12 protein-coding genes and 1 pseudogene are annotated in these 16,620 nt (G+C 58.6%); 8 read left to right on the top strand and 5 right to left on the bottom strand.

Features of this window, described 5'->3' with window-relative positions:
• The first annotated feature begins 48 nt into the window (after positions 1-48).
• Genes ACIGDJ_RS19855 through ACIGDJ_RS19845 form a run of 3 tightly spaced genes read left to right on the top strand, consistent with a single transcriptional unit; the run spans position 49 to position 3,053 of the window.
• Positions 49-507: a tripartite tricarboxylate transporter TctB family protein gene (locus tag ACIGDJ_RS19855; RefSeq protein WP_397478415.1), complete on the top strand. Its 459-nt coding sequence runs from the start codon at positions 49-51 to the stop codon at positions 505-507.
• 1 nt (position 508) lies between these two features.
• Positions 509-2,023 carry a tripartite tricarboxylate transporter permease gene (locus ACIGDJ_RS19850; protein WP_101158465.1) on the top strand — a complete coding sequence of 505 codons (1,515 nt, stop codon included), beginning with the start codon at positions 509-511 and terminating at the stop codon, positions 2,021-2,023.
• Positions 2,016-3,053 carry an AbrB family transcriptional regulator gene (locus ACIGDJ_RS19845; protein ID WP_101158464.1) on the top strand — a complete coding sequence of 346 codons (1,038 nt, stop codon included), beginning with the start codon at positions 2,016-2,018 and terminating at the stop codon, positions 3,051-3,053. The genes ACIGDJ_RS19850 and ACIGDJ_RS19845 overlap by 8 nt, the downstream gene beginning before the upstream one ends.
• A gap of 124 nt (positions 3,054-3,177) precedes the next feature.
• On the opposite strand, the gene ung is transcribed toward ACIGDJ_RS19845, so the two are convergent.
• Entirely contained in the window at positions 3,178-3,873 is a 696-nt protein-coding gene (gene ung, locus ACIGDJ_RS19840) for a uracil-DNA glycosylase (RefSeq protein WP_397478416.1), read from the bottom strand.
• A 132-nt stretch (positions 3,874-4,005) separates the two neighbouring features.
• Between ung and ACIGDJ_RS19835 the strand changes: the two genes are divergently transcribed.
• Positions 4,006-5,118: an enoyl-CoA hydratase/isomerase family protein gene (locus tag ACIGDJ_RS19835; RefSeq protein WP_101158462.1), complete on the top strand. Its 1,113-nt coding sequence runs from the start codon at positions 4,006-4,008 to the stop codon at positions 5,116-5,118.
• A 67-nt stretch (positions 5,119-5,185) separates the two neighbouring features.
• Here the strand turns inward: ACIGDJ_RS19835 and ACIGDJ_RS19830 are convergent, their stop codons facing one another.
• From ACIGDJ_RS19830 to ACIGDJ_RS19815, 4 genes are all read right to left on the bottom strand, one after another.
• Positions 5,186-10,717, bottom strand: coding sequence for a calcium-binding protein (locus tag ACIGDJ_RS19830; RefSeq protein ID WP_397478417.1), 5,532 nt, complete (start codon positions 10,715-10,717; stop codon positions 5,186-5,188).
• Positions 10,718-10,719: 2 nt separating this feature from the next.
• A complete protein-coding gene (locus ACIGDJ_RS19825; protein WP_101158460.1) occupies positions 10,720-11,574 on the bottom strand; it encodes a hypothetical protein in 855 nt (284 codons plus the stop codon).
• 1 nt (position 11,575) lies between these two features.
• On the bottom strand, positions 11,576-12,820 hold the full coding sequence (locus ACIGDJ_RS19820; protein WP_397478418.1) for a glycosyltransferase family 4 protein: 1,245 nt from the start codon (positions 12,818-12,820) through the stop codon (positions 11,576-11,578).
• Between the two features lie 195 nt (positions 12,821-13,015).
• A complete protein-coding gene (locus ACIGDJ_RS19815) occupies positions 13,016-13,420 on the bottom strand; it encodes a hypothetical protein (protein WP_101158459.1) in 405 nt (134 codons plus the stop codon).
• 344 nt (positions 13,421-13,764) lie between these two features.
• Between ACIGDJ_RS19815 and ACIGDJ_RS19810 the strand changes: the two genes are divergently transcribed.
• From ACIGDJ_RS19810 to ACIGDJ_RS19795, 4 genes and pseudogenes are all read left to right on the top strand, one after another.
• Positions 13,765-15,252, top strand: a complete 1,488-nt coding sequence (locus tag ACIGDJ_RS19810; RefSeq protein ID WP_312996085.1) for a sensor domain-containing diguanylate cyclase — start codon at positions 13,765-13,767, stop codon at positions 15,250-15,252.
• Complete coding sequence (locus ACIGDJ_RS19805; RefSeq protein ID WP_101158457.1) at positions 15,245-15,475, top strand: cysteine-rich CWC family protein; 231 nt, start codon at positions 15,245-15,247, stop codon at positions 15,473-15,475. Before ACIGDJ_RS19810 ends, ACIGDJ_RS19805 begins: the two co-directional genes overlap by 8 nt.
• Positions 15,476-15,508: 33 nt before the next feature.
• Entirely contained in the window at positions 15,509-16,201 is a 693-nt protein-coding gene (locus ACIGDJ_RS19800) for a pseudouridine synthase (RefSeq protein ID WP_312996080.1), read from the top strand.
• Positions 16,202-16,271: 70 nt separating this feature from the next.
• Positions 16,272-16,620: pseudogene (locus ACIGDJ_RS19795) on the top strand (hypothetical protein); the annotation flags it as partial.

Below are 16,620 nucleotides of genomic sequence, written 5' to 3'. Positions count from 1 at the left end.
TGTCTAGTGGCGGCGTCTCCTTCGCGGGGACGTCGCACAGGAGCTCCCATGCTTATTCAACGCATTTTCGCCTCGGTGTTGCTGCTGGTGTGTGCCGGCCTGGCACTGATGGCGTGGCCGTACCAAGCGGCTTTTTCCTACGAACCCGTCGGCCCGCGTGCCTTTCCGCTGCTGATGCTCGCCCTGATGGGCCTGGCGCTGCTGTACATGGTGTTCCGCCCGGCGCCGATCAGGCACAACCCGGATGAGCCGCCGCTGGACCGTGAAAGCCTGACCAAGATCGGCCTCTGCGTGGTGTTGTTGCTGGTGTTCGCCGGCACCTTCGAACCCTTGGGATTCATCGTGGCGAGCATTCTTACCGGCGTACCGATGGCCCGTCTCTACGGCGGTCGCTGGCTGCCCAGCGTGGTGATCATCAGCCTGATGGCGATCGGTCTTTATCTGCTGTTCGACCGATTGATGGACGTTCCGCTGCCCCTCGGCCTGCTCAGCGTTCTGGAGAACTGATATGGATACTCTTGGCTATTTGGGTCAGGGGTTCGGCGTCGCGCTGAGCCCGTACAACCTGGTGACCGCACTGTGCGGCACGCTGATCGGCACCGTCGTCGGCCTGTTGCCGGGCCTGGGCCCGATCAACGGTGTGGCGTTGCTGATTCCGATCGCATTCGCCCTCGGCCTGCCGCCGGAGTCGGCGCTGATTCTGCTTGCGGCGGTTTATCTGGGCTGCGAATACGGCGGACGGATCAGCTCGATCCTGCTGAATATTCCCGGCGAAGCCTCGACTGTAATGACCACCCTCGACGGTTACCCGATGGCCCGCAAAGGCATGGCCGGTGTCGCGTTGTCGTTGTCGGCGTGGAGTTCGTTCATCGGCGCCTTCATCGCCACCTGCGGCATGGTGCTGTTCGCGCCGCTGCTGGCGAAATGGGCGATCGCCTTCGGACCGGCGGAATATTTCGTGTTGATGGTGTTCGCAATTGTCTGTCTCGGCGGCATGGCCGGTGATCGACCGCTGAAGACGTTTATCGCGGCGCTGATCGGTCTGTTTCTTTCCACCGTCGGCATCGATGCCAACAGCGGTGTGTACCGTTTCACGGGCGATAACATCCACCTGACCGACGGCATTCAGTTCGTCGTGCTGGTGCTGGGTCTGTTCTCGATCAGCGAAATCCTGCTGCTGCTGGAAAAAACCCACCACGGCCAGGAAGCGGTGAAAGCCACCGGCCGCATGATGTTCAACTTCAAGGAAGCGGCGTCGGTGTTCGTGGTCAACGTCCGCTGCGGCGTGCTCGGTTTCATCATGGGCGTGTTGCCGGGTGCGGGCGCAACCCTCGCCAGTGCCGTGGCCTACATGACCGAGAAACGTATCGCCGGCACCAGCGGCAAGTTCGGTGAAGGCGACCCGCGTGGTCTGGCCGCGCCGGAAACCGCGATCGGCGGCGCGGCGTGCGGTGCACTGGTGCCGATGCTGACCCTCGGCGTTCCGGGCTCGGGCACCACTGCGGTGATGATTGGCGCGTTGTCGCTGTACAACATCACTCCGGGCCCGCTGCTGTTTCAACAGCAACCGGACATCGTCTGGGGCCTGATCGCGTCGTTGTTCATCGCCAACGTCATGCTGGTGATCCTCAACATCCCAATGATCCGCGTATTCACCCGCATCCTCGCCGTGCCGAACTGGGCACTGGTGCCGATCATCGCGATCATCACCGGTATCGGCGTTTATGCGGTGCACGCGACCACCTTCGATCTGTTCCTGATGATCGGTATCGGCATCTTCGGTTACATCCTGCGCAAACTGGATTTCCCGCTGTCGCCGCTGCTGCTGGGCTTTATCCTTGGTGGCCTGATGGAGCAGAACTTGCGTCGCGCCCTGTCGATCTCCAATGGCGCGCTGGAGATTCTCTGGTCGAGTCCGATCACCTTCGGTTGCTGGATCCTCACCGCGATCATGCTGCTGATGCCGCTGATTCGCATCTGGCGCAAGCGTTCGGCTGCGCGGCGCGCCATCGCCGATGTCTGATCGCGCTTCCCTGAAAGCCTGGTGGGGCACCCCGCTGGTCGGTCTGCTCGGCGGTTTCATCGCCAGCCAGATCGGCTGGCCGCTACCGTGGATGGTCGGCTCGTTGCTGGCGATCATTCTGGTGCGCTGCCTGACGCCGTGGCAATTGGCGGAAATCCCCGGCGGGCGCAAGTGCGGCCAGTGGATCGTCGGCATCGGTATCGGCCTGCACTTCACCCCGCAGGTGATGGAACAGGTGCTCAGTCATTTCGGTTTGATCTTCTTCGGTGCGCTGGTCACCAGCCTGTCGGCGGTGGTTGGCGTGTGGTTGATGCGGCGCACCGGCGAAGATCGCGCCACGGCGTTTTTCTCGAGCATGCCCGGTGGTTCCGGGGAGATGGTCAACCTCGGCGCGCGCAATGGCGCCCTGCTCAGCCATGTTGCGGCCGGGCAGAGCCTGCGTGTGTTGGTAGTGGTGTTATGCGTGCCGGCGGCGTTCAAGTATCTGCTCGGTGACGGCACGCCGATTTCTCACGCCGGCAGCGTCGATTGGCGCTGGCTGGCGATTCTTTTTCCGGCGGGCGCCCTGCTCGCCTGGCTCTGGCAACGTCTGCGCCAACCCAATCCCTGGCTGTTCGGGCCGTTGCTGGTCAGCGCGGCGGTCAGTATCGGTTGGGATCTGCATATCGGCCTGCCCAATGGCGGCAGCCAGATCGGCCAGTGGCTGATCGGCAGCGGCCTGGGTTGTCACTTCAACCGACAGTTCTTCCGTCGCGCGCCGTCGTTCATGGGGCGCACGTTGATCGGCACGGCGCTGACCATGTTGATCGCGTCGCTGGCGGCGTTGGGCTTGAGTGCGCTGACCCATCTGGATCTGCGTTCGCTGACCCTGGGGATGATGCCCGGCGGGATTGCCGAGATGAGCCTGACGGCGGAGACCTTGCAATTGTCGGTGCCGCTGGTGACGGCGATGCAGGTGATGCGGCTGTTGTTTGTGCTGTTTCTGGCGGAGCCGTTGTTCAAGTACTGGAATCGTATTCCAGAGTCCTGACTAACTGATCGTTAACTGATCGTTCCCACGCTCTGCGTGGGAATGCAGCCCGGGACGCTCTGCGTCCCAAAAGCGGACGCGGAGCGTCCATTGAAGCATTCCCACGCGGAGCGTGGGAACGATCTCAGGCGAGAGGTGGCAAGCGCCAGTCGATCGGCGTTTCGCCATTCTGTTCGAGAAACTTGTTGGTCCGGCTGAAATGCCCACAGCCCAAAAATCCGCGATAGGCCGACAACGGCGACGGATGCACCGAAGTCAGCACCAGGTGCTTGGTGGCGTCGATCAGCTTCTGCTTGCTCTGCGCATGGGCGCCCCAAAGCATGAACACCAGATGCGGCTGCCGCTCGCTGACCACTTCAATGATGCGATCGGTGAAGTGCTGCCAGCCTTTGTCCTTGTGCGCGTTGGCGTTGGCGCGCTCGACGGTCATGGTCGTGTTGAGCATCAATACGCCCTGTTCAGCCCAGCTCTGCAGGTAGCCGTGGTTGGGGATGTCGATATTGAGGTCGCGTTTCAACTCTTTATAGATGTTGACCAGCGACGGCGGCGCCGGCACGCCCGGTTGCACCGAGAAGCACAGACCGTGGGCCTGACCCGGGCCGTGATACGGGTCCTGGCCGAGGATCACCACTTTCACCTTGTCCAGTGGCGTGGAGTTCAGCGCATTGAAAATCATCGGTCCCGGCGGATAGATCTCCTTGCCGGCCGCCCGCTCCTGCTGCAGAAAGTTGCGCAACTCTGCCATGTACGGCTGGTCGAACTCAGCACGCAGTGCCTCCTTCCAGCTCGGTTCGAGTTTGATACGGTCGTCAGCAGTCATGGTCATTTCCGGCAAAAACAATGGGGCGAACCCTAGGAAAGCCGACCACGCTTGTCAATTGATCTGACGCAGATCCGGCACTTTCCCCCACAACGATCATACTGATCGTTCAAATTCCCGATCGAGGTCACGATGAATCTGCACTTCGAAGAACTCACCGGCACCGACGGCGCACGCATCGGCATCGCTAGCCTGGATGCGGAAAAGTCGCTGAACGCGCTGTCCCTGCCGATGATCAACGCCCTCAGCGACAAATTGAACGCCTGGGCCACTGACCCGCAAATCGTCTGCGTGCTGCTGCGCGGTAACGGCAGCAAAGCCTTCTGCGCTGGTGGCGAAGTGCGCAGCCTGGTCGAAGCCTGCCGCGCTCACCCCGGCGAAGTGCCGCCGCTGGCCGCGCAATTTTTCGGCGCGGAATATCGCCTGGATTATCGTCTGCACACCTATCCGAAACCGCTGATCTGCTGGGGCCACGGTTATGTGCTCGGTGGTGGCATGGGCCTGTTGCAGGGCGCCAGCACGCGGATCGTCACGCCGAGCAGCCGTCTGGCCATGCCGGAAATCACCATTGGCCTGTATCCCGACGTCGGCGCCAGTTGGTTTCTCGCACGGTTGCCGGGCAAGCTCGGCTTGTTTCTCGGCCTGACCGGCGCGCACATCAACGGCCGTGATGCGCTGGATCTGGATCTGGCCGACCGCTTCCTGCTCGACGAACAGCAACCGCAATTGATCGAAGGCCTGTTGCAATTGAACTGGCAGGAACAGACCGCCATGCAGCTCAACAGCCTGCTCAAGGCTCTGCAGCAGGAAGCACTTGCGCAGATGCCCGAAGCACAGTGGCTGCCACGTCGGCAGCAGATCGACGAATTGCTCGATGTCAGCGACGTCGCCTGTGCGTGGAAAGCCATCAGTCTGCACCGTGACAGCAGTGATCCGTTGCTCGCCCGCGCGGCGAAAACCATGACCGAGGGCTCACCGTTGACCGCCCATCTGGTCTGGGAACAGATCATCCGCGCGCGGCACATGTCGCTGGCCGAAGTATTCCAGATGGAATACACCCTGAGCCTCAATTGCTGCCGCCATCCCGAATTCAGCGAAGGCGTGCGCGCGCGTTTGATCGACAAGGATCAGAAGCCGCACTGGCACTGGCCGGATATCAATAACGTGCCGGAGGCGGTGGTCGAGGCGCATTTTCATAAAGTCTGGGAGGGGCGGCATCCGTTGGCGGATCTGACTCAGTATTGAGCTGACTCGTAGCCCGCGATGGCAACTGGTTTGCGTCGCGGGCTGGCTGAATCGGTCGTCCAGCAACTCAGACGTTCAGTTCGTAGAACTCGATGATTTCCGTCATCGCCCGCTGCGCTTCATCGTCGCCTTTTTGCAAAATTTTCTCGACATTCCTCAATGGCGGAAGAGGATGCAGTCGTTCAGCAATCTGCGTCGCGCTGTAGTCTTGAATCGCTGTTCCTTCGCTGACTCTTATGAAGCCGATAGCACTATCACCTGCGGCAAAGTGACTGGAAACCCGGATTTTCGGCGCCATTCCGTAATCCACCACTATCACCAGATCATCGCGCTCACGATGAAACTTCAAGTTGTCGATCGTCAGCCTGCGTTCGGAAAAATCGATCCCGTCCAGGCCGCCTCCGTTGTTGATGATCACGTCCCTGCCGAGGCCATCGTATCGGTAGAGATCATTTCCAGCGCCGCCGGCCAGCGTGTCATTGCCCGGCCCACCCAGCAGCAGATCATCACCGGGGCTGCCCGTGAGCACGTCATCCCCTTGCATGCCTCGGATCTCTCCTGCGCCGGTTATCGTGTCATTGCCACGACCGCCGACTAATGGAAGTGCTCGTCCGTCTCGCAAGGAAGTGAGACGGCTGGGATTGTTGACGATTACGCCAGTATGAAAAGTGTCGGGCGCAGGGCCCAGCTGACTTGATTCCAGCAGTTGTTTCAAACTTACGCTCGAACCGTCGGCAAACTTTATGAGTTCGATACCGGTACCTTCACGCTCACCGTAGTGGGGCAAGGCGATGCGGACTTTTTGCGTCCCACCCCATTGGATATCGAGCGTCGGATGGAGCATTTTCGCTCGCGGCGGATGACGGTAAGCCCCGCGATCCGGGTTGGGTTCCAGCTCGACATGGGTCCTCTCTATCAGCGCAGCACCCCAGCTCAATTGCAGTGCATCGCGTTGCGCTTCTGCTGGAAGGACAACCGTGTCCTGATCAATCAAACCGTACTCATCTTTCCACCCCGCTACGCCGACTTCTGCACGATGGAAAACAGGATTGAGCACGTCCGCAATTGTAGTTGTCGCCCCGGCATGCGTTTGCACGATGTAGGTGTCGGCGCCGTCTTCGCCGTAGAGCCAGTCATCACCCGAGCCGCTGAGCAGATAGTCGGCGCCCTCGGAGCCCAGCAAGGTATCGTCACCTGCACCTGCGGATAAAAACGCGCCCGGTGTTCTGTCGCCGACAGTGCCGTAGTCAAGTGGGGAGCCTGCATAAGCGACGATCAGATCATCACCCGCGCCGCCGTGGAAAACGTTTTCCACCTCGACCTTGACCCGCCCGCCGGCATCGTCGCCATGGACGATTTTGCGTTTGATCGTTTCAGTTGTGACATCCCAGCGAAACGCCTTGGGCACTGTTGCGCCCGACCTGAAGCTTGCCGCCGGATAGACGTACCAGCCTTCAAGCGCGCCGGATTCCTTTCGGTCTTCAACCAATACGTCGCCCGCATTGAAGGAAAACCCGTTGGCCGAGCCGGATCGATAATAGCGAGGCGCCTGGCTTGAGGAAGGCATTGCTCCCTGGGCTTTCACCGGTTTATGTTCGACACGGGTTGTAGTTGTCGACTGCCTTTCACTGACTACGGCTTGCCCGCCATCAGCCTTCATCCATGGCGGCGTTTCAGACAGTGTCCCCGCTTCGACGCTGTCATCGTTCAGCTCGGTGTGAGTGGTGTAACCGGAGTCGGTGGTGGTGATATGACTGCGAACCCAGACGCCTTGATCGTTCAAGGTAAAACCTGTGGCGTGTCTGCGGGCGGAGCGTTTTGACTTGGTTTGCGCGAGGAACTCATCGGTCCAGTTGACCGTTTGAACAGACGCCACCGGGCCTTGCGCCGCAGCGGTGACATCGTCTGGCTTAACTGGATCCGCAACTTTGCTTTCAGGGGTTGCCGGGACGGTGACAGGTTCCGGTACGGGTAACTCGGACACTTCTATCGGTGGCAGTGTTTTGCGCAGGACCTCTGCGTAATCAAGTACCCCGCCGTCGCTGAAACTGAATGTGGAATCCTTCCACCGCTCGTGATTCTTGATGAGTATCGCGTCGCCCGTGCCATTGGCCAGTCGCAACACCGTGCCGACGGTAACTTCGATAACGTCGGCCTTCAGGCTTTGCGCGCAAAACCCTGCACCGAACCTGATGATGTTGCGGCCGCCGGCATCGGTGACGATATCCAGGCCGTCGCCAGCGCCGAAATAGTAGATGTCGGCGCCATCCATGCCATCCAGCACGTCAGCACCGGGACCGCCATCAAACACGTTGTCGCCAGAATCGCCGCGCAGGTAGTCCGTCCCTTCTGCGCCGATCAAGGTGTCGTTGCCAGCGCCTCCGAGCAGCGTGTCGTTGCCTGAACCACCGTCCAGATAATCGGCATTGTGCTCTGCCTCAGCGCTGTTTTCGTAATCGCCGGCCAGGATGTCGTCACCCGCACCGCCGTCCAGCGTGTCGGCACCGAAACCACCCTGTAACGTATCGTTTCCTTCACCGCCCTGAAGCACGTCATTGTTGCTTCCGCCCGGCTGCAGGTCAGACACATCGCCATCGAGAAAATCCGTCCCTGCGCCACCCGTCAGCGTGTCCGCGCCGCCCATGCCGCGCAGGGTGTCATTCCCCGCGCCGCCATCGAGAAAGTCGTTGCCGTGATAGCGAACCGGATGCTCAGGGTTATCGCCAATCAGATCGTCATGGCCTTCGCCGCCGAAGAGCAAATCATCGCCACCGCCGCCCCAGAGCGTGTCATCGCCGGAGCCACCGTCCAGCAGATCTTCGCCAAAAAAATGCGCGGCATCGCCCTCGACGCCGGCCAGTACGCCGTCATCACCCTGCAAAATGTCGTTGCCAGGGCCGCCATACAAAGCGTCGCTGCCACCGTTACCGGCGAGTGAATCATCACCACTGCCGCCGTCCAGCACATCGTTGCCATGGTGTCTGCTGGGCAGGCCACCGCCCCAATCGAGGTTGTCACCAAGCATCACGTCGTTGCCGCTGCCACCGGCCAGGGTGTCGTTACCTTGATCGCCTTTGAGAAAATCGTCGTCAGCGCCGCCGTCAAGCAGGTCTTCCCCCCAGCCGCCGTCGATAAAGTCCTTGCCACCCTGCCCGTACAGCACGTCGTCACCGCCCTCGGAGGCACTGTTTATCGAGGCCTTTGAAAAGACCGTTCGGTGACTGGTCACACCGCCAGCTATGGGGACGTCAGCGCGTTTGACCGCCCAACCTTGTTCCAGCGCACCGGTGGTTTCGTCTCCGGATAACACATCGTCGCCAGCACCGCCGATCAAGGTATCCCGGTCATTGCCACCGAGCAGAACATCTCGGGACGCCGTACCGATAAGCAAATCGTCACCTTGCCCGCCATCGAGCCAGTCACCGCGATTCGCCTTGCCCTTGGCGTCACCGTCGGCCATGGCCTTTTCGATTGTCGTCTGCTTGTCGCCGAATAATCGATCGTCTCCAGCCTTGCCGAACAATCGATCAGAGCCGCCCAAGCCGAGAATGACGTCGTCTGCGGCGGAACCGTAAAGTACGTCGGCCTTGTTGCGGTGTTTGACCTTGGGCAGCAGCACCACGTTGCCCAGCTCATCAAAGGAGGGCTGATCGCCAGGGACGGAGGGATCAGTGTCTTTGGCTTTCCAGTCGCCCTGAAGCGTCAAATCCGCAGCAGTGAGCGGCTGCCCCTCGTATTCTGGCAGCTGGATGCCAAGCATCCCGGCCTGGAAGGTCTTGATGACTACCAGATCGCTCTGGCCGTATTTGATGTTGAGGGTGTTTTCAATAAGCGTCAGGCTGATGGATTGATCCTCGGTAGACCAGATATTACTCAGAGCAGCAAGGCGTTTGAGTGCGGGAATCGGCGCGCCGTTGATCCACAGCTGCCCATTGGCGTTGGCCTCGATAATTTCGTCGAGGCCATCGCCGCTGGAGAACTCATAGCGGTCACTACCCTCGCCTCCGATCAAAGTGTCGTTGCCCTTTCCTCCGATCAGAACATCATCACCGGCCATCCCATACAACACATCATTGCCGTCACCTCCGCTCAGCGCGTCATTGCCGCGACCACCTTCAACGACATCGTGACCGGCCAGGCCGTCGATCGAGTCATTGCCCACGCCGCCATACAGATGATCGGCATTGGCGCCGCCGGCGAATGATCGCCCGCCGTCATCACCGAACATGGCCAACGGGTTCAGCACTCCGGTGGTCATCGGCGCCTGTTTGCCGGAGGCGAGATCGGAGTAGGAAAACTGCTGCAGCGAGTGCTCTGCGAACGAGCCCTGGGTTCGGGCAATCAACCGCGCCAGCATTTGCGCTCGATCCGCCAGCCACTGCGCGGTGATAAAGCCTTCGCCAGTGTGCGGATCGTAAAGCTCGAGGTTGCGATCGGGATAACCGTCGGCTCGTTCTATGACGACTTCACTGAGTTGCTGCAAAGAGTTGCGCAACGCCACACCGAGCGGCGTCGCCTCGCCTGCCAGTTTCGCCCATGCATTGGCATTACCGAACTCGCCTATTGTCCGGGTGACGATGCTTTGCGACTGCTCTGGGGAGAACGCCGAGAAGAAGGCGTAAGCGTTGCTGGCGAAGGTTTCGTTGGTGGTGGGTATGGCAGCAGAATCGCCGTCGTAAGTGCGCTTGAACATGTCGAGAAATTCGTTCTGGCCGTAGCGCAAGATCAGCTCGACCACGGCGGCAACAGGCGTGCCTTTGACTACATGCTGAACCAGCGGATTCACACTGCCACTGGCCAGCGCGATATTGATTTGCTCCGGAACCACTGAAAGCAGACTTTGCAGTGGATTGATGCCGAAATTGCTGATCGCCGCTCGCAGGCCGACGCTATAGGCGTCGATGGCGAAGAGAATGTTTTTATAGTCGTCGAGCCGGTTGGCTTTTGCCTGAGTGGGTGGGCCGCCATCTTCCGCATCCGGGTCGCCCGCAGAGATCAGTCTCCACGTTTCATAGGGAGGTTTACCGCCCAACAGGCTGAATCCGACTGTTCCAGACCAACCAGAGTTACGTTTCACGGCGGTGTCGTCCTCCCCGCAAACCTCCTTGAACAGAGCCTCGCCAATGGCGCTGGCGTCGATTTCTGCGATCTGGCTGATTGACGGCACCGTCCAGGGTGCCAGTTGACCGGCAAGGGACCCGTTGATCAGGGTGTTGATGAAATTGACGGCAACCTGGTTGGATGAAAGCTGCATCAGGTCTTCACTGAAAATTGTATTCAGTCTGAGTTCACCCTGGCGGGAGGTGTAACCACGAATCAGGGCAGAGTAGGCACCGTTTCCACCGTTGGCATCAATGGCCACGGCAAGCCAGAGTCTGGCGCTTTTCAGCACTTCTCCAGCCTCTTTATCGGCAGCTGCAACGTCAGAAACTTTTTCACCAATAATGTCGAATAGCTTTTGGTACAGGGGGGCGCAGCTTGCCCCTGCTAATTTCAGTGCATCGTACTGAAGTTGTTTTGAGCGCAGCCTCATTCCTTTGCAAATATTTGCTGCGTTGAAAATCTCTGATTTTTCCATATCGCTGAATACATAACTCATTGTTACTTCCTTGTAATAACAGAGCGTGAAAGATAGTCACTGAGATATTTGAGCATCTCAGGTGCTTCGCGTAATGACGCTAATCCGAGACCTACGCTACCGTGCCCCCCGGAAAAGTCGAAGTTATCCAGATTGATATTGCAGAAGAAATTCAGTTTGCCGAAATCAAGATTTTCCAATTCAGCTCTGCTGAACCTTGCCAGTTTCTCGTCAGTCAGTTTTTCCTCCGCCGCCGGGCGAATCAAGCCGTCACAGTTGATCAACCGAGGGGTTCCATCTCGCCGCGGCCAGCCAGTAATGACAAACGTTCTAACCGAGTCTTCATTCTTGAAATGCGGCGGAGGTGCATCCAGCCAAATCTCCAGCCCCGGATAATTCTTTAGTTTCACAATCAACTCATCCGGCCAGTTGACGTGCCGATAACCGCGCTCATGGGGTTCGGTGGTTTCTTTTCTGGTAAAAAGCCCGGCATTCAATTTATAAAGCCGCCAGCTTTCGGGGATCGGTTCCATGCGCTGATCCTGGTACCGGTGCAGCCCCGTCCCGGTCCACCAGAAAAGCCCCTTCAGAGCAATCGCCAGACACGCTTTCTTGTTCACCATCTCAGGCATGCCAACGTAAAACTCAGGAACCAGCGTCTTATCTACATAGGCGCCGCCTAATATCGGCACTTGCTGCATGCTCGCCAGTTTGTTCTGACAAGCTTTCTCGTCTGCCTGGTGAATAGCCGCCGACTCGGCAGATTGTTCTTTGCGAATATAAAATCCCGCTACGCAATAACAGACATAAAAGAACAATCCATATTTCAATAACCTTTTAACCCACTTGATCGCCTGCTTACGCGACTTCCTGGACATTTCAAACCTCCCGCTCAAATTGCGGAACGGTTGGTATGTCGTTTTGCCCGGATACCGCGCTTGCAAAAATCTCAAAATATTGGCTCGCTCCCGATTCCACACTAAACCGACCAGCCGTCAACTTCGCAGCGCTGGCAAGACCATCGTGCTCACCGGCCGACTTCAAAACCTCGCATACACTTCTGGCAATTTCTTGATGGTCAAAGAAATCCACCAATACTCCATTAACCCCATCGACGATTACTTCCCTTACCGGAGCCGTATCCGACGCAACGACCACACAACCAGACGCCATCGCTTCCAGTAACGACCAAGACAAGACAAACGGATACGTCAGATAAACATGGACTTTCGAACATGCCAGAATCGCCCGGTAAGTCTGGTAAGGAAGTTTCCCTGTGAAATACGCTCTGGAGTGATCGAAACTGACCTCCGCCTCCATCCTGCTGCGCCAATCCGGGTACCCGACCGGCCTACTCCCGTAACTGACACCGTCACCGCCAACCACGATGATCTGCGCATCGGGGCACTCAGCCTGAATAAGCGGGATCGCTCGCATGAAACTGTGAAAGCCGCGATAAGGCTCAAGGTTTCTGGCGACATAGGTAACGATCGGCTGTCCGGCCTTGAGCTCGATTCCATTGGGCAATCTGACTGCCCCGATTTTCGCCAGGTCAGAACTTTGAACCACACCTTCGTGAATGACCCGAATCGCCGCCCGGTAAGCGGCCGGAAACAGGCTGCGCTGCCACTGCGTAGGCGCAATCGCGATATCACATTGTTCAATATTCAAAAGATGCAGCGAGTTGAGCACGCGCAGCCGTGACGACTCCCTCGCGGCTCGCCGGAATTCAAGGTCGAACCCGCAATCGGCGCCCTGCGCTCGATAGTAGTATTCGCAGTAGTGAATGAGTGGCGTATCGGGATAGACGTCCTTGGCGAATAGCGTCTCTCCCCATCCGGGATGGGCAAGAATGACATCTGGCTGATAACCCGAACGTTTCAGCCTGGTCAACATCTCAAAAACCTTTTGCCCGTCAATCACCGCCTGTTCGTAGCGGATCAGATAGGGGTGAACATTGCCGGGCGCTCGGCTGGTCGCTCGATATCGATGGATTTTCACCCCGGCGAGTCCCGGTGCCGTGTCCCGACCTATCGCCACAACCTCATCACGCCGGTCCAGCGCGGCCAGCACCACATGGCGGAACTGAGCCGGAAAATTTTGATGAATAACCAGAAGCTTCATAGCGGTAACGTCCTTTTTCGCCGCTATTGAGCTGAGGATTTCTCGCATCGTTCGGCAGCCACAAACGCTAACAAATGCCACAAATTGAAACTGTAGGAAGCGTCTGTGAATTGCCTAGGAGATGGCTAACGGAACGACTTTTCGACGAGCAAAAAAAAGCGGCGCTCAATGCGCCGCTTGTTCATTTGCGGATATTTACCAGCGGTTGCCACGGCCGTTGCGGTCGCCGCGACCGCTGTGGCGCTCGTAGTTGCCGCGACCCCGGTGGTCGTTGTCCCAACCGCCACGACGGTGGCCATCCCAGCGTCCGCGATCGTTACCGTGCCAGCGACGGCTCTCGTAATGACGCGGGGCCGGTTGATAATGCCGCGGCGCCTGGTAGTAACGCGGTTGCTGGTAGTACCGCGGCGCTGGCTGGTAATAGCGCGGCTGGGTGTAATAGGTGCCGCCGCTGCGGTAATAGGAACCGCCACCGCTGTAATAGGCCGGTGCGGGTGAAGTGTAGACTTCTGACCTGTAGTAGTTGTCTGCGTAGGAATAAGGAACGCATCCGCCAAGGGAAAACAGCATCACGGCAAGCAGTACGATTCGACGATACATGGCGGCCTCCTGGACCGCGGGTTGGCCACACCAGCGACGCTGGCAGGCGACAGTCATTAATTCTGTGACTGTCGAAAAATCAGACAGCGTTTTCGGAATCTGGTGCGTTCCCGCAACAAGTTGAAACAAGTGATTATGAAATCTTGTTTACCTGTCAAACGCACAATTTTGCCATCACCCTAATTAACTGCCTCACCCTTCGGCAGAGCGCTGGGGTGCGGGCAGCGATTTCCCTGACAAATCTCTGAGTCGTATCCCTCGCCATTTCAGGCACAAATCCCGCAGTGTTTTCCCGACCATCCCACTAGAATGCATCCCATCGGGCCATTGCCAACGGATCTGCCATGCCGCTTCGTTCTCCCCTGTACTCGCAACGTTCACTGGTGCTTACCCTCGTCGCCCTGCTCGGCGCCGGGTTTCTCGCCACGTCGCTGTTGAGCTATTTCGCCTCCCGCGAGTCGATCCGCGACAACATCGTCAACACCGAACTACCGCTGACCTCCGACACGGTCTATTCGGAAATCCAGAAAGATCTGGTGCGGCCGATCCTCATATCTTCGATGATGTCCCGCGACACGTTCATGCGCGATTGGGTGGTCAACGGCGAGCAGAATCCCGAGCAGATGACTCGTTACCTCGACGAAGTCATGACCCATTACGGCGCCTACACGGCGTTTTTCGTCTCTAATGCCACTCTCACCTACTACCACGCCAAAGGCGTCCTCAAACAGGTCAAAGTCGATGAACCGCGCGACACCTGGTACTTCCGCGTGCGCGACATGCAGGATCCCTACGAGATCAACGTCGACCCGGACCTGGCCAACAAGGACAACCTGACGTTCTTCATCAACTACAAGGTCTACGACTACCACAACCGCTTTATCGGCGCTGCCGGAGTGGGCCTGACCGTGGACGCGGTGATCAAGCTGATCGACAAGTATCAACAGCGCTATCAACGCAGCGTGTACTTCGTTGACACCTTCGGCCGCCTGGTGTTGACCGGTGCCGAAGGTGGCCCGGAGGGCGCGCACATCGGCCAGAGTCTTAGCGAACTGGAAAGCATGAAAAGTCTGGTCAGCCAGTTGCCCAAGCCGCACAGCGGCAGTTACGAATATTCAACCCACGGACAGGGGCATTTTCTCAACGTACGGTTTATCCCCGAGTTGAACTGGTACCTGTTCGTCGATAAACGTGAAGACGGCGCGCTGAGTGAAATCCGTCAGTCGCTGTATCTCAATCTGCTGATCTGCCTGTTGGTGACGTTGATCGTACTGGCCTTGCTCAATCGAGTGATCAAGCGCTTCCAGGCGAAGATTCAGGCGCACGCCACCCTCGACAGCCTCACCGAACTGCCGAATCGACGCGGCTTCGACATCCTCGCCGCGCAAGCGCTGCACGAGGCCCAACGGGAAACCAGGCCGCTGACCGCGTTGCTGCTCGACCTCGACCACTTCAAGGCGTTGAACGACACCTATGGGCACATGGCCGGCGATCAGGTGTTGATCGGGTTCGCCCGCGATCTGCAGAGTTGCCTGCGCCATGCCGATATCGTCTGCCGCTGGGGCGGTGAGGAATTCATCGTTCTGTTGAAAGACACCGACGGCGAGACCGGGCAGAGAATTGCCGAGAAGATCCGCCAGCACGTCGAGCAACACGAATATGCCTACGATGGCCACAGCCTGCATCTGACGGTGAGTATCGGCGCCACTACCTTGCAGCGCGATGACACCTTGCACACTCTGCTGTCGCGGGCCGATCATGCGATGTACCGCGCCAAGCAATCCGGGCGCAACCGCACCTGCATGGAAATGCCGCACTCGACCTATGCCTGATCTCAACATCAAATCCGACCACTGCCCGGCCTGCGGCGCCCGCAACGATTGCAGCCTCGCCGACCCGCGCACCGCCGACCGCGAATGCTGGTGCTATGGCGTGACCATCGAGCCGGCGGTGCTCGAAGCGCTGCCGGCCGAGCTACGCAATCAAGCCTGCCTGTGCCCGCGCTGCGCACAGGTTGAAGCGCAACTGCAAGCAGGCCGGCGGCCGATCCCGTAAGATGCTCGGCCCTTTGTCCGTTGAATCGTGACCATGCGCGTCGACCGCTTCCTCAGCAATCTGCCCCGCTACAACCGTCAGCAGGTTCGCCTGTTGCTGGTGGAAAAACGCGTTCGGATTGACGGAAAAGTCGTCAGCGACCCGCACAGTGACGTGCTGGAATTCAGTCGGGTCGAAGTCGATGATGAGGTGCTGCAGAGCGGCAAACCGGCGCGCTATTTCATGCTGCACAAACCGCCGGGTTGCGTCAGCGCCACCCGCGACCCGCAGCATGCGACCGTGCTCGACCTGCTCGATGAACCGCACAAGGACGATCTGCACATCGCCGGGCGTCTGGATTTCAACACCACCGGGCTGATGCTGATCACCAATGACGGCACCTGGTCGCGACGCCTGACGCAGCCACAAACCAAACTGCCAAAGGTCTACTACGTCGAAACCGAACAGGACATCGACCCGAGCTACGCGCTGAAATTTGCCGAGGGCATCTACTTCGCTTTCGAAGATCTGACCACGCAACCGGCGCAGCTGGAGCTGCTCGGCCCACGCTCGGCGCGGCTGAGCATCGTTGAAGGCCGCTACCATCAGATCAAGCGCATGTTTGGTTTCTTCAACAACAAAGTCCTGCGCCTGCACCGCGAATCCATCGGCGAACTGACGCTGGATCACGCGCTAAAACCGGGCGAGTACCGCGCTTTGCGCACCGAAGAGATTCATTTGTTCTAAGCCGGCGACCGCTCAGCCGAAGTTGTCGAACAATTCACCGACGGCACTTGCGTGATCCTGAGTCCCCTGCTTGAATCAGGACGTCGGCCGAAATGTGACCGATGAGTCACTACATACTTCCAAGAAACTTTTTGTCGGTCGTCTGCCCTCAGGGGCTGCGCCTCAGCCGGCAATCTGCCCGCCAATAACAACACCCGTCGACCTGCCGTACCGGATCGACATGGGCCAGCAAATTTCAGGCGTATGCCTACCTGTCACAAAGCTCGTGCAATCTCGATTGCGCGCATACCCGCTTGCTTGCCAGGAGTCTTATGACATGAGGCCAGAAATCGCTGTGATGGATATACAGGGTAAGTATCGGGTATACACGGAGTACTATCGAGAAGACTACGAAGAAAAGACCATCAATCTGGTAAAAG

The sequence above is a fragment of the Pseudomonas sp. NPDC079367 genome, assembly GCF_044542195.1.
In the GTDB taxonomy this organism is placed as follows: Bacteria; Pseudomonadota; Gammaproteobacteria; order Pseudomonadales; family Pseudomonadaceae; genus Aquipseudomonas.
The sequence above is the reverse complement of the archived record's forward strand: the minus strand, read 5'-3'. Positions and strand labels throughout refer to the sequence as shown.

Bases quoted from the DNA above. Each gene is read 5' to 3' on its own strand.
- ACIGDJ_RS19855 (WP_397478415.1), top strand. From the start codon at position 49: ATGCTTATTCAACGCATTTTCGCCTCGGTGTTGCTGCTGGTGTGTGCC.
- ACIGDJ_RS19850 (WP_101158465.1), top strand. From the start codon at position 509: ATGGATACTCTTGGCTATTTGGGTCAGGGGTTCGGCGTCGCGCTGAGC.
- ACIGDJ_RS19845 (WP_101158464.1), top strand. From the start codon at position 2,016: ATGTCTGATCGCGCTTCCCTGAAAGCCTGGTGGGGCACCCCGCTGGTC.
- ung (WP_397478416.1), bottom strand. From the start codon at position 3,873: ATGACTGCTGACGACCGTATCAAACTCGAACCGAGCTGGAAGGAGGCA.
- ACIGDJ_RS19835 (WP_101158462.1), top strand. From the start codon at position 4,006: ATGAATCTGCACTTCGAAGAACTCACCGGCACCGACGGCGCACGCATC.
- ACIGDJ_RS19830 (WP_397478417.1), bottom strand. From the start codon at position 10,717: ATGAGTTATGTATTCAGCGATATGGAAAAATCAGAGATTTTCAACGCA.
- ACIGDJ_RS19825 (WP_101158460.1), bottom strand. From the start codon at position 11,574: ATGTCCAGGAAGTCGCGTAAGCAGGCGATCAAGTGGGTTAAAAGGTTA.
- ACIGDJ_RS19820 (WP_397478418.1), bottom strand. From the start codon at position 12,820: ATGAAGCTTCTGGTTATTCATCAAAATTTTCCGGCTCAGTTCCGCCAT.
- ACIGDJ_RS19815 (WP_101158459.1), bottom strand. From the start codon at position 13,420: ATGTATCGTCGAATCGTACTGCTTGCCGTGATGCTGTTTTCCCTTGGC.
- ACIGDJ_RS19810 (WP_312996085.1), top strand. From the start codon at position 13,765: ATGCCGCTTCGTTCTCCCCTGTACTCGCAACGTTCACTGGTGCTTACC.
- ACIGDJ_RS19805 (WP_101158457.1), top strand. From the start codon at position 15,245: ATGCCTGATCTCAACATCAAATCCGACCACTGCCCGGCCTGCGGCGCC.
- ACIGDJ_RS19800 (WP_312996080.1), top strand. From the start codon at position 15,509: ATGCGCGTCGACCGCTTCCTCAGCAATCTGCCCCGCTACAACCGTCAG.